The sequence below is a fragment of the Streptomyces sp. NPDC088706 genome (genome assembly GCF_044752765.1).
Classification (GTDB): domain Bacteria; phylum Actinomycetota; class Actinomycetes; order Streptomycetales; family Streptomycetaceae; genus Streptomyces.
Genome location: NZ_JBIVLW010000002.1, coordinates 13,784 through 27,212 on the forward strand (window position 1 = coordinate 13,784; position 13,429 = coordinate 27,212).

General features: G+C 70.2%; 8 protein-coding genes. 5 read left to right on the forward strand and 3 right to left on the reverse strand.

The features are described 5' to 3' along the window. Positions 1–159 precede the first annotated feature (159 nt). Positions 160–912: a response regulator transcription factor gene (locus ACIQAK_RS05705; RefSeq protein WP_366387034.1), complete on the forward strand. Its 753-nt coding sequence runs from the start codon at positions 160–162 to the stop codon at positions 910–912. Between the two features lie 21 nt (positions 913–933). On the opposite strand, the gene ACIQAK_RS05710 is transcribed toward ACIQAK_RS05705, so the two are convergent. Further along, entirely contained in the window at positions 934–2,121 is a 1,188-nt protein-coding gene (locus tag ACIQAK_RS05710) for a DNA glycosylase AlkZ-like family protein (RefSeq protein ID WP_366387035.1), read from the reverse strand. 55 nt (positions 2,122–2,176) lie between these two features. Next, the gene (locus tag ACIQAK_RS05715; protein ID WP_366387036.1) at positions 2,177–2,788 is read right to left on the reverse strand and encodes a GNAT family N-acetyltransferase; all 612 of its coding nucleotides are present in this window, start codon (positions 2,786–2,788) and stop codon (positions 2,177–2,179) included. A 240-nt stretch (positions 2,789–3,028) separates the two neighbouring features. Here ACIQAK_RS05715 and secA point away from each other — a divergent pair, with 240 nt between their 5' ends. Further along, entirely contained in the window at positions 3,029–5,845 is a 2,817-nt protein-coding gene (gene secA / locus ACIQAK_RS05720; RefSeq protein ID WP_366387037.1) for a preprotein translocase subunit SecA, read from the forward strand. 68 nt (positions 5,846–5,913) lie between these two features. Here the strand turns inward: secA and ACIQAK_RS05725 are convergent, their stop codons facing one another. Continuing rightward, on the reverse strand, positions 5,914–6,360 hold the full coding sequence (locus ACIQAK_RS05725; protein ID WP_366387038.1) for an Rv3235 family protein: 447 nt from the start codon (positions 6,358–6,360) through the stop codon (positions 5,914–5,916). Positions 6,361–6,636: 276 nt separating this feature from the next. On the opposite strand from ACIQAK_RS05725, the gene ACIQAK_RS05730 reads away from it, so the two are divergent. The 3 genes from ACIQAK_RS05730 to ACIQAK_RS05740 all read left to right on the forward strand — a co-directional run bounded on the left by ACIQAK_RS05730 (position 6,637) and on the right by ACIQAK_RS05740 (position 13,254). Continuing rightward, positions 6,637–7,143 (forward strand): DUF6912 family protein, encoded by a 507-nt coding sequence (locus ACIQAK_RS05730; protein WP_366387039.1) that lies wholly within the window; start codon positions 6,637–6,639, stop codon positions 7,141–7,143. 40 nt (positions 7,144–7,183) lie between these two features. Beyond that, on the forward strand, positions 7,184–7,861 hold the full coding sequence (locus ACIQAK_RS05735) for an HAD family hydrolase (RefSeq protein ID WP_366387040.1): 678 nt from the start codon (positions 7,184–7,186) through the stop codon (positions 7,859–7,861). 395 nt (positions 7,862–8,256) lie between these two features. Beyond that, on the forward strand, positions 8,257–13,254 hold the full coding sequence (locus ACIQAK_RS05740) for an NAD-glutamate dehydrogenase (protein WP_366387041.1): 4,998 nt from the start codon (positions 8,257–8,259) through the stop codon (positions 13,252–13,254). The last annotated feature ends 175 nt before the right edge of the window (positions 13,255–13,429 follow it).

Consider the following 13,429-nt stretch of genomic DNA (forward strand, 5'->3'; position numbering starts at 1 on the left):
GCGTTTTCACGCCACCGGGGGCACCTGCGCGCGAGGGCAGGACCACCGCTTCGGCGTCGCGGCATGGAATCATGGCGTCCCAAGCCAATCGGCGGCCGGTGAAACGCCGTTGGCGGACGACTGATGACTATCAGGCCGTGGCCTTCAGGGGGAGGAACGATGGCGGACACCTTCGGGCCCGTGCGCGATGCGAGTGGTTCCGACGACGGCGGTGCCCACACCGTCGGCGGCCCGGACGGTACGTCGCGCAAGGAGCCCATCCGGGTCCTCGTGGTCGATGACCACGCGCTCTTCCGCAGAGGTCTGGAGATCGTCCTCGCACAGGAGGAGGACATCCAGGTCGTCGGCGAGGCCGGAGACGGTTCGGAGGCGGTCGACAAGGCCGCCGACCTGCTGCCCGACATCATTCTGATGGATGTGCGGATGCCCAAACGCGGTGGCATCGAAGCCTGTACGTCCATCAAGGAGGTGGCCCCCAGCGCGAAGATCATCATGCTGACGATCAGCGACGAGGAGGCCGACCTCTACGACGCGATCAAGGCCGGCGCCACCGGATACCTCCTCAAGGAGATCTCCACCGACGAGGTGGCGACGGCCATTCGTGCCGTCGCGGACGGGCAGTCCCAGATCAGCCCCTCCATGGCCTCCAAGCTGCTCACCGAGTTCAAGTCGATGATCCAGCGCACCGACGAGCGCCGGCTCGTCCCCGCTCCCCGGCTCACCGAACGGGAACTGGAAGTTCTCAAACTGGTGGCGACCGGCATGAACAACCGGGATATCGCCAAAGAGCTGTTCATTTCCGAGAACACGGTGAAGAACCACGTCCGCAATATCCTGGAGAAGCTGCAGCTGCACTCCCGCATGGAAGCCGTGGTCTATGCCATGCGCGAGAAGATCCTGGAGATCAGGTAGCCGCGGCGGCGGCCAGGGCCCTCAGCGGTAGGCTCGCTGCAGCGCCCGGCCGATCTCGTCCCTGAGCGCGTCGCGCAGCTCCGGGGCGTCGATCCGCTCCAGCCGGATGTCCGTACAGCCCACCCAGGCCGCCGCCTCCACCAGGGCCTGAGCCATCGGGACCACCGCCTTCGGGCCGGCCAGGGACGCCTGCCGGGCGACCAGCGTGGTGCCCTCACGCGCCGGATCCACGCGGCCCTGGAGCTTCCCGCCCGCCAGCAACGGCATGGCGAAATAGCCGTGGATCCGCTTCGGCTTGGGGACGTACGCCTCCAGCCGGTGCGTGAAGCCGAAGATCCGCTCGGTGCGCGCCCGCTCCCACACCAGGGAGTCGAACGGCGACAGCAGCGTCGTACGGTGGCGTCCGCGCGGCTCCGTGGCCAGCGCCTCGGGGTCCGCCCAGGCGGGCTTGGCCCAGCCCTCCACCACCACCGGCACCAGACCCGAGTCCGCCACCACCGCGTCGAACTCCTCGCCCCGCAGCCGGTGGTAGTCCGCGATGTCGGCGCGGGTGCCGACCCCCAGCGACCTGCCCGCCAGCGCGACCAGCCGCCGCCGGCACTCGATGTCGCTCAGGTCGTCGTGGAGCACGGCGTCCGGGATGGCCCGCTCGGCGAGGTCGTAGACGCGCTTCCAGCCGCGCCGCTCGGTGCAGACCACCTCGCCGTACATCAGGGCCCGCTCGACGGCGACCTTGGAGGCCGACCAGTCCCACCACTCGCCGCCGTTCTTCGCGCCGCCGAGCTCGGTCGCCGTCAGCGGGCCCTCGGCGCGCAGCTGCTTGATCACGGTGTCGTACGCGCCGTCGGGCAGGTCGTGGTGCCAGTGCGGGCGGGCGCGGTAGGCGCGGCGGCGGAACGCGAAGTGCGGCCACTCCTCGACGGGTAGGATGCACGCGGCGTGCGACCAGTACTCGAAGGAGCGGCCGCCCGACCAGTACGCCTCCTCCACCGTGCGCCTGCCCACCGCGCCGAGCCGGGCGTAGGGGATCAGCTCGTGCGAGCGGGCCAGCACCGAGATGGTGTCCAGCTGGACGGCCCCGAGGTGGCGCAGCACCCCCGGCACCCCCGCCCTGCGGTCCGGAGCCCCCAGGAAGCCCTGGGCGCGCAGCGCTATGCGGCGGGCCTGGTCGGCGGAGAGTTCGACGGCGGGAGGAGGCACAGGCGTCATACGTCGAACCCTAGACCGCACCACTGACAGCGAGGGAGGGAATCCGGCCGCTGCCTCACCGCGCGGAATCCGGAGCGGCCCCGGGCCGCTCGGCGTGCCGTCCGGGGAGGTACGGGTGGGCTCCGGGCAGCCCCAGGTCGGACGGGAGCAGGGCCGCCGTCCAGGCGTCGCGCCGCACCCCCTTGTTGAGCAGCCCGGACCGCTGGTCGCCCTCCAGCCGGAACCCGGCCCGCAGGGCGACCGCGCGGGAGGCCGGATTGCCGATCTCGGCGCGCCACTCCAGCCGGTCCGCCCGCAGTGAGGTGAAGGCCCAGCGGGCGGAGCCGAGCACCGCCTCGGTGACGTACCCGCGACCGCGGTGCTCCTTGGCGGACCAGTACCCCACCTCGTACGTCCCCGGCCGGCTGCGGCGGGCGATGCCGAGCGCCCCGACGAGCGTCCCGGTCTCCCGCAGCACCAGCGCGAAGCTGTACGCCGAGTCGTCCCGCCAGCCGGCCTGGGAGAGCTTCACGGTGGACAGCTCCGCGTCGGTGAGCCGGTGGGGGGAGGGGAGCACCGTCCAGCGCTGGATGTCCGGGTCCTGGCAGGCCGCGTGCACCCGGTAGGTGTCCTGCGGGCCGAACGGCCGCAGAAGAAGGCGTCGCGTGGTGAGAATGATCGGCTCCATACGGTGATTCTCGGCAGCGGAGACCCGCGATGCGACCACTTTCGGGGCTTCCCGGCACCTTCCGCGCCTCCGGGCCGTTGTCCGTAGAGGGTGCGGCGAGGTCCACGCGACGGCAGCCCTCCCGACGCGGTGGTGTCCTCGCTTACGATGGCCGTTGCGGTGGGGCCCACCTGCCGTGCCCGCGCCAGAGTCCATCACACGACCCAGTGCCAGGCCCGACCGGCAAGGAGACCAGCCTCAGTGTCCGTCTTCAACAAGCTCATGCGTGCAGGCGAAGGCAAGATCCTGCGCAAACTGCACCGCATCGCGGACCAGGTCAGCTCCATCGAAGAGGACTTCGTCAACCTCTCCGACGCCGAGCTGCGGGCGCTCACCGACGAGTACAAGGAACGGTACGCGGACGGCGAGAGCCTGGACGACCTGCTTCCCGAAGCGTTCGCCACGGTCCGTGAGGCCGCCAAGCGCGTCCTCGGACAGCGCCACTACGACGTACAGATGATGGGCGGAGCCGCCCTGCACCTCGGTTATGTGGCCGAGATGAAGACCGGTGAGGGCAAGACCCTCGTCGGCACCCTGCCCGCGTATCTCAACGCGCTCTCCGGCAAGGGCGTGCACCTGATCACGGTCAACGACTACCTCGCCGAGCGTGACTCCGAGCTGATGGGCCGGGTCCACAAGTTCTTGGGCCTGAACGTCGGGTGCATCGTCTCCAACATGACCCCGGCGCAGCGCCGCGAGCAGTACGCCTGCGACATCACGTACGGCACGAACAACGAGTTCGGTTTCGACTACCTCCGCGACAACATGGCGTGGTCCAAGGACGAGCTCGTCCAGCGCGGCCACAACTTCGCCGTGGTCGACGAGGTCGACTCGATCCTGGTCGACGAGGCCCGTACGCCGCTGATCATCTCCGGCCCGGCCGACCAGGCCACCAAGTGGTACGGCGACTTCGCCAAGCTGGTCACGCGCCTCACCAAGGGTGAGGCGGGCAACCAGCTCAAGGGCATCGAGGAGACCGGCGACTACGAGGTCGACGAGAAGAAGCGGACCGTGGCCATCCACGAGTCCGGTGTCGCCAAGGTCGAGGACTGGCTCGGCATCGACAACCTCTACGAGTCGGTCAACACCCCGCTCGTCGGTTACCTGAACAACGCCATCAAGGCCAAGGAACTGTTCAAGAAGGACAAGGACTACGTCGTCATCGACGGCGAAGTCATGATCGTCGACGAGCACACCGGCCGTATCCTCGCCGGCCGCCGCTACAACGAGGGCATGCACCAGGCGATCGAGGCGAAGGAAGGGGTGGACATCAAGGACGAGAACCAGACCCTCGCCACGATCACCCTGCAGAACTTCTTCCGCCTCTACGACAAGCTCTCCGGCATGACCGGTACGGCGATGACCGAGGCCGCCGAGTTCCAGCAGATCTACAAGCTCGGCGTGGTGCCGATCCCGACGAACCGGCCGATGGTCCGGGCCGACCAGTCGGACCTGATCTACCGCACCGAGGTCGCCAAGTTCGCCGCGGTCGTCGACGACATCGCCGAGAAGCACGAGAAGGGCCAGCCGATCCTGGTCGGCACCACCTCGGTCGAGAAGTCCGAGTACCTCTCGCAGCAGCTCTCCAAGCGCGGTGTCCAGCACGAGGTCCTCAACGCCAAGCAGCACGACCGGGAGGCGACGATCGTCGCCCAGGCCGGCCGCAAGGGCGCGGTCACTGTCGCCACGAACATGGCCGGCCGAGGCACCGACATCAAGCTCGGCGGCAACCCCGACGACCTCGCCGAGGCGGAGCTGCGCCAGCGCGGCCTCGACCCGGTGGAGAACGTCGAGGAGTGGGCGGCCGCGCTACCCGCCGCGCTGGAGTCGGCCGAGCTGGCCGTGAAGGCGGAGTTCGAAGAGGTCAAGGAGCTCGGCGGGCTGTACGTGCTCGGTACGGAGCGGCACGAGTCGCGCCGTATCGACAACCAGCTGCGCGGTCGTTCCGGCCGCCAGGGCGACCCGGGCGAGTCCCGCTTCTACCTGTCGCTGGGCGACGACCTGATGCGCCTGTTCAAGGCCCAGATGGTCGAGCGCGTCATGGCGATGGCGAACGTCCCCGACGACGTGCCGATCGAGAACAAGATGGTCACCCGCGCCATCGCCTCCGCCCAGTCGCAGGTCGAGCAGCAGAACTTCGAGACACGTAAGAACGTCCTGAAGTACGACGAGGTGCTCAACCGGCAGCGCGAGGTCATCTACGGCGAGCGCCGTCGCGTCCTGGAGGGCGAGGACCTCCAGGACCAGATCCGGCACTTCATGGACGACACGATCGACGACTACATCCGGCAGGAGACCTCCGAGGGCTTCGCCGAGGAGTGGGACCTGGACCGGCTGTGGGGCGCCTTCCGGCAGCTGTACCCGGTGAAGGTCACCGTCGAGGAGCTGGAGGAGGCGGCCGGGGACCTGGCGGGCGTCACCGCCGAGTTCATCGCCGAGTCGGTCAAGAACGACATCCACGAGCAGTACGAGGAGCGCGAGAAGACCCTCGGCTCCGACATCATGCGTGAGCTGGAGCGGCGCGTGGTCCTGTCCGTGCTGGACCGCAAGTGGCGTGAGCACCTCTACGAGATGGACTATCTCCAGGAGGGCATCGGCCTGCGGGCGATGGCGCAGAAGGACCCGCTGGTGGAGTACCAGCGCGAGGGCTTCGACATGTTCAACGCCATGATGGAGGGCATCAAGGAGGAGTCCGTCGGCTACCTGTTCAACCTGGAGGTCCAGGTCGAGCAGCAGGTCGAGGAGGTTCCCGTGCAGGACGCGGCCGAGCGCACCTCGCTCACCAAGGAGGACGTTCCCGCCGCGCGTCCGGAGATCCGGGCCAAGGGCCTGGAGGCCCCGCAGCGTCCGGACCGGCTGCACTTCTCCGCTCCCACGGTGGACGGGGAGGGCGGCGTCGTCGAGGGTGACTTCGCCACCGACGGTGCGCAGTCCGGTTCGTCGGACGGCATGACGCGTGCCGAGCGCCGCAAGGCGCAGAAGAGCGGTGGCGGCGGCGGTCGCCGTCGCAAGAAGTAGCACCAGCAGCGCCGCATCGGCCGGGGCCGGACACCGCAGGGTGTCCGGCCCCGGCCGCGTGGTGAGCGTCACCGCGGGGCCGGCCCGGCGGTGACGAGGCGTTCGCCGCCCAGTTCCACGGCCGCGCAGCGCCAGCGCTGGTCGGCGCCCTGTTCCAGGCGGAAGGCCATGGCCTGCACCCGGTCGCCCGCCGCGATGCTGGCGAACGCCTCGACCACGCCGGTCGCGGGCTGGGCGCCGTGGCAGTGGCGCAGGACCGGGCGGCTGCCCCGGGCGGCCCCGAGCGGGGTGCTGGGGGCCAGTTCGGCGAGCTGGTCGTAGGCGTCGCCGATGGTGTGGCCGAGCATCCAGTGCACCGGGCGCTGGCCGCTGAGGACCGCGAGCAGCCGTTCGGCGAACCACTGGTGGGGCCGCGGCGGGCGGTGCGGCTGGAGCCGCCGGGACCGCTGGGGAGGTACGGCCTGCGGCCTGCTCCGGTCGCGTCGGCCGGCGGGCCTCGTGCTGTCCATGCTCATGTTCATCGCCCCCGTGAACCGGGCCCGGCGAATACCGGGCGGTAACTTGTGCTGGGGATCTTCTACGGGGACGGCCGACAACACCGCAAGGGGCTCCCGTGCCCGGTCAGGGGCTCGGCCGGATTCACCTATCCGGGGTACGAGCCTTGTGCCGCAAGGGCAGGCACGGGGGTGACGGGGCGTCGGGCGTGGACGGGTGCCCCCGGTTGCCGAAACCCGAAAGGGGGCCGTCCCCACGTATCCTGAAGGCGTCTCCGACTACGAAAGCGGCCTGCCATGCGCGTGTACGTCCCCCTGACCCTCTCCGGTCTCGCAGCGGCACATGCGAACGGCGAGGTCGGCCCGGGGCCGCTGACGGCCTACGCGGTGACCCCCGGACTGCGCGAGTGGTACGTCTCCGACGACATCGAGGAGCTGGAGTACGCGGCGCTCAACCGGGCCGCCGCCGCCTCGCTCCGCCTGATCGCCGGGAACCCGGACGAGGCCAGGCGCCGGGTCGTCGTCGCCGTCGACGTACCGGACGGGGCCGCCATGGCCGATCCCGATCACGGGCTGAGCGCGGCCTCGCTCGGCGAGGTGCGCGTCGCCACCGCGCTGCCGCTGGCCAGGGCGGCCGCGGTGCACGTGGACGCCGACGAGGCCGAGAAGGACGTGGCCGAGGCCGCGGCGGCCCTGGGGGCGGCGGACCTCGGCGACGACGACGCGCAGTTCACGGTGGACGGCGCGGAGGACCACGAGCTGCTCTGGTTCGGCGTCCAGGAGATTCCGCAGCTCATCGGCTGACGCCTCGGCGTTGTCGTACCCGGCGGGTATTTTTCTCTCCATGACACCCGGAAAGACACGCACGCATCTGGTCTGGGACTGGAACGGCACGCTGCTCGACGACATCCACGCCGTCATCCACGCGACGAACGCCGCGTTCGCCGAGGTGGAGCTGGCGCCGCTCACGCTGGAGCAGTACCGGGAGATGTACTGCGTGCCCATACCCCTCTTCTACGAGCGGCTGCTGGGGCGGCTCCCCACCGAGGCCGAGTGGGAGCGGATGGACGACATCTTCCACCGGTACTACGCGCAGCACCGGGTGGACTGCGGGCTCACCGCCGGGGCGCAGGACCTGCTGGCCCGGTGGCAGCGGGCCGGGCACAGCCAGTCGCTGCTGAGTATGTACGGACACGAGCACCTCGTGCCCGTGGTGCGCGGGTACGGGATCGAGTCGCACTTCGTCCGCGTCGACGGGCGGACGGGGCCGTCGGGCGGGAGCAAGGCCCTCCACATGGAGCGGCACTTCGCGGCGCTGGCCGAGGTGGACGGGATATCCCCGGAGAACTCGGTGGTCATCGGGGACGCGGTGGACGACGCCGTGGCCGCGGCGCATGTGGGGGCGCGCGCGGTGCTGTACACCGGGGGGTCGCACAGCCGGAGCAGTCTGCTGGCGGCGGGGGTGCCGGTGGTGGACAGCCTGGACGAGGCGGTCGCGCTGGCGGAGACATTCTCGGGCTGACGGGGGTCGGACGGAGGTACGGGGGTACCCGTGGCGTCAGGACGTTCCGGCTCACCGAGGCGAGGCGGCGCACTGTCCGAAGTGGCGAAGTCCGATGTCTTCATTTGTACACATGCGGCTCATGACGGGGTGGGGTGAGGGGGCGATAGCCTGGTGCCGTGATCAGCGCGATACGCCTCGGGGGCAGCGAAGCCCCCGGCCGCCGCCCGGAGTGCCACCGCACCCGGGCGATCCGCGATCTTCCGACCCCGGACCGGCCGACACGAACGGCCCTGGTGGTCCGGGGTAATTCTCGAAGCGGCGATAGCGCCTTCCCGGACCGGAAACCCCGCGTCATGGCGGTAGACGCCGTCTCACCTACGTCACGCAACGGCGCGCGACAGGAGCCAGAGGACATGCAGACCAAGCTGGACGAAGCCAAGGCCGAGCTGCTCGCACGGGCTGCCCAGGTAGCTGAAAACAGCCCGGGCGGTGGTGTCGGTGGCCCGGGCGGTACCTCCCGGGTGCGGGTCGCCGCCGCCGGGAGCGACGGGGGCGCCCGTCCAGGTCAGGACGCGGTGCTCGCCTACCTTCAGCGCTACTACCTGCACACGGCTCCCGAGGACCTCGGCGGCCGCGACCCGGACGATGTCTTCGGCGCCGCGGCCTCCCACTACCGGCTGGCCGAGAACCGTCCGCAAGGCACCGCCAACGTCCGCGTGCACACCCCGACCGTCGAGGAGAACGGCTGGACCTGCAGCCACTCCGTGGTCGAGGTCGTCACCGACGACATGCCCTTTCTGGTGGACTCCGTCACCAACGAGCTCTCCCGGCAGGGGCGCGGCATCCATGTCGTGATCCACCCGCAGGTCACCGTCCGCCGCGATGTCACCGGCAAGCTCATCGAGGTCTTCTCCGGCGGTCCCGGCATCCCCAAGAGCTCCAAGAGCCGTGCGGACGCCAAGGCCGAGCTGCCGCACGACGCGCTCGTCGAGTCCTGGATCCACGTCGAGATCGACCGCGAGACCGACCGCGCCGACCTCCAGCAGATCACCACCGACCTGCGGCGCGTCCTGTCCGACGTACGGGAGACCGTCGAGGACTGGGGGAAGATGCGCGACGCCGCCCTCCGGATCGCCGACGACCTGCCCGGCGAGCCGCTGGACGACCTGGCCGAGGAGGAGGTCGAGGAGGCGCGCGAGCTGCTGCGCTGGCTGGCCGCCGACCACTTCACCTTCCTCGGCTACCGCGAGTACGAGCTCAAGGACAGCGACGCGCTCGCCGCCGTACCCGGCACCGGCCTCGGTATCCTGCGCTCCGACCCGCAGCACAACGAGAGCGAGGACCACCCGGTCAGCCCGTCCTTCGACCGGCTGCCCGCCGACGTCCGCGCCAAGGCCCGCGAGCACAAGCTCCTCGTCCTGACGAAGGCCAACAGCCGGGCCACCGTGCACCGCCCCAGCTACCTCGACTACGTCGGCGTGAAGAAGTTCGACGCCAAGGGCAACGTCGTGGGCGAGCGCCGCTTCCTCGGCCTGTTCTCCTCCGCCGCCTACACCGAGTCCGTGCGCCGGGTGCCCGTCATCCGCCGCAAGGTCGCCGAAGTGGTGGAGGGCGCCGGCTTCTCGTACAACAGCCATGACGGCCGCGACCTGCTCCAGATCCTGGAGACCTACCCGCGCGACGAGCTGTTCCAGACCCCCGTCGACCAGCTCCGCTCCATCGTCACCTCCGTCCTCTACCTCCAGGAGCGCCGCCGGCTGCGGCTTTACCTGCGCCAGGACGAGTACGGGCGCTACTACTCCGCGATCGTCTACCTGCCGCGCGACCGGTACACCACCGGCGTGCGCCTGCGGCTGATCGACATCCTCAAGGAGGAGCTCGGCGGCACCAGCGTCGACTTCACCGCCTGGAACACCGAATCGATCCTCTCCCGGCTGCACTTCGTCATCCGGGTCCCGCCGGGCACCGAGCTGCCGCACCTCACCGACGCCGACGCCGACCGCATCGAGGCCCGTCTCGTCGAGGCCGCCCGCTCCTGGGCCGACGGCTTCGGAGAGGCCCTCAACGCCGAGCTGGGCGAGGAGCGCGCCGCCGAACTGCAGCGCCAGTACGGCCACTCCTTCCCCGAGGGCTACAAGGCCGACCACTCCCCGCGCGCCGCCGTGGCCGACCTGGTCCACCTGGAGACCCTGAAGGAGGGCGAGAAGGACTTCGCCCTCAGCCTGTACGAGCCGGTCGGCGCGGGCCCCGGCGAGCGCCGTTTCAAGATCTACCGGACCGGCGAGCAGGTCTCCCTCTCCGCCGTCCTCCCGGCCCTCCAGCAGCTCGGCGTCGAGGTCGTCGACGAGCGTCCGTACGAACTGCGTTGCGCCGACCGTACGCACGCCTGGATCTACGACTTCGGGCTGCGGATGCCGCAGACCGACGGTCACAACGGCCACCTCGCCGACGACGCCCGCGCCCGTTTCCAGGAGGCGTTCGCCGCCGTCTGGAAGGGCGAGGCGGAGAACGACGGCTTCAACGCGCTGATCCTCGGCGCCGGGCTGAACTGGCGCCAGGCCATGGTGCTGCGCGCCTACGCGAAGTACCTGCGGCAGGCCGGCTCGACCTTCAGCCAGGACTACATGGAGTCCACGCTCCGCAACAACGTCCACACCACCCGGTTGCTCGTCTCGCTCTTCGAGGCCCGCATGTCGCCCGGGCGCCAGAGCGCGGGCACGGAGCTGACCGACGGGCTGCTGGAGGAGCTGGACGGGGCCCTGGACCAGGTCGCCTCGCTGGACGAGGACCGGATCCTGCGGTCCTTCCTCACCGTCATCAAGGCGACCCTGCGCACCAACTTCTTCCAGCGGGCGGACGACGGCACCCCGCACGCGTACGTCTCGATGAAGTTCGACCCGCAGGCCATCCCCGACCTGCCCGCGCCCCGCCCGGCGTTCGAGATCTGGGTCTACTCCCCGCGTGTCGAGGGTGTCCACCTGCGCTTCGGCAAGGTCGCCCGCGGCGGTCTGCGCTGGTCGGACCGGCGCGAGGACTTCCGTACGGAGGTGCTCGGCCTGGTCAAGGCGCAGATGGTGAAGAACACCGTCATCGTCCCCGTCGGCGCCAAGGGCGGTTTCGTCGCCAAGCAGCTCCCGGACCCGGCCGTGGACCGCGACGCCTGGTTCGCCGAGGGCATCGCCGCCTACCGCACGTTCATCTCGGCGCTGCTCGACATCACCGACAACATGGTGGCCGGCGAGGTCGTGCCGCCCGCCGACGTCGTCCGCCACGACGAGGACGACACCTACCTCGTCGTCGCCGCCGACAAGGGCACCGCCAGCTTCTCCGACATCGCCAACGAGGTCGCCGTCGCGTACGGCTTCTGGCTCGGCGACGCGTTCGCCTCCGGCGGTTCGGCCGGCTACGACCACAAGGGCATGGGCATCACCGCCCGCGGCGCCTGGGAGTCCGTCGAGCGGCACTTCCGGGAGCTGGGCCACGACACCCAGACCGAGGACTTCACGGTCGTCGGCGTCGGGGACATGTCCGGTGACGTGTTCGGCAACGGGATGCTGCTCTCCGAGCACATCCGCCTGGTCGCCGCCTTCGACCACCGGCACATCTTCATCGACCCCACCCCGGACGCGGCGACCTCGTACGCCGAGCGCCGCCGCCTGTTCGACCTGCCCCGCAGCTCCTGGGCCGACTACGACATGGACCTGCTCTCCGCGGGCGGCGGCATCCACCCCCGCAGCGCCAAGTCCATCCCGCTGAACACGCACATCCGTGAGGCGCTCGGCATCGACTCCTCGGTCAGCAAGATGACGCCCGCCGACCTGATGCAGACCATCCTCAAGGCCCCCGTCGACCTGCTGTGGAACGGTGGCATCGGCACGTACATCAAGGCCGTCTCCGAGTCGAACGCCGACGTCGGCGACAAGGCCAACGACGCGATCCGCGTCAACGGCGAGGACCTGCGGGCCAAGGTCGTCGGCGAGGGCGGCAACCTCGGCGCCACCCAGCTCGGCCGCATCGAGTTCGCCCGCAACGGTGGCCGGATCAACACCGACGCGATCGACAACAGCGCCGGTGTGGACACCTCCGACCACGAGGTGAACATCAAGATCCTGCTCAACGGTCTCGTCCGGGACGGCGACATGACGGTCAAGCAGCGGAACAAGCTGCTCGCCGACATGACCGACGAGGTCGGCGCGCTCGTCCTGCGCAACAACTACGCGCAGAACGTCGCCCTCTCCAACGCCTGCGCCCAGGCCCCCTCCCTGCTCCACGCCCAGCAGCGCTTCATGCGGCGGCTGGAGCGGGACGGGGCGCTGGACCGGGCGCTGGAGTTCCTGCCCGCCGACCGGCAGATCCGCGAGCTGCTCAGCAACGACAAGGGGCTCAGCCAGCCGGAGCTGGCCGTGCTCATCGCCTACACCAAGATCACGACGGCGGACGAGCTGATCGCCACCGTCCTGCCCGACGACCCGCACCTCCAGAAGCTCGTGCACGCCTACTTCCCGAGCGAGCTGCGCGAGCGGTTCCCCGATGCGGTCGACGGGCACGCACTGCGCCGCGAGATCATCACGACGGTACTCGTCAACGACACGGTGAACACCGCCGGTTCGACGTTCCTGCACCGGCTGCGGGAGGAGACCGGGGCGTCGATCGAGGAGATCGTGCGGGCACAGTTCACGGCCCGTGAGATCTTCGGCCTCTCCTCGGTGTGGGACGGGGTCGAGGCGCTCGACAACAAGGTCGCCGCCGACGTCCAGACCCGGATCCGGCTGCACTCGCGGCGGCTGGTCGAGCGCGGTTCGCGCTGGCTGCTGGGCAACCGGCCGCAGCCCGTCGCCATCGCGGAGACCATCGAAGGGTTCCGGGACGGGGTCGAGCGGGTCTGGAACGAGCTGCCCAAGCTGCTCCGGGGCGCCGACCTGGACTGGTACCACTCGATCCTCGACGAGCTGACCTCGGCGGGTGTCCCGGACGAGCTGGCGGTCCGGGTCGCCGGGTTCTCCTCCGCCTTCCCGGCGCTGGACATCGTCGCCATCGCGGACCGCACGGGCAAGGACCCGCTGGAGGTCGCCGAGGTGTACTACGACCTCGCGGACCGGCTGCGGATCACCCAGCTGATGGACCGGATCATCGAGCTGCCGCGGGCCGACCGCTGGCAGTCCATGGCCCGCGCCTCCATCCGCGAGGACCTGTACGCGGCGCACGCGGCGCTCACGGGGGACGTGCTGAGCGTGGGGAACGGGACGTCCACGCCGGAGGAGCGGTTCCGGGCGTGGGAGGAGAAGAACGCGGCGATCCTGGCCCGGTCGCGGTCGACGCTGGAGGAGATCCAGGGGTCGGACGCGTTCGATCTGGCGAATCTGTCGGTGGCCATGCGGACGATGCGGACGTTGTTGCGTACGCACGTGTAGGGGCTGCCGTACGAGGGTGAGGGGGCCGGGGCCCGTTATGGGCGCCGGCCCCCTCGGCGTGGGAGCCCGCCCTCGAACGCCGGACGGGCGGCCGGATGTGGCTGGATGGGCTGGACGGGCTGGACGGGCTGGATGTGGCCGAATGCGGCCGGATGTGGCTGGACGGGCCGGGGAA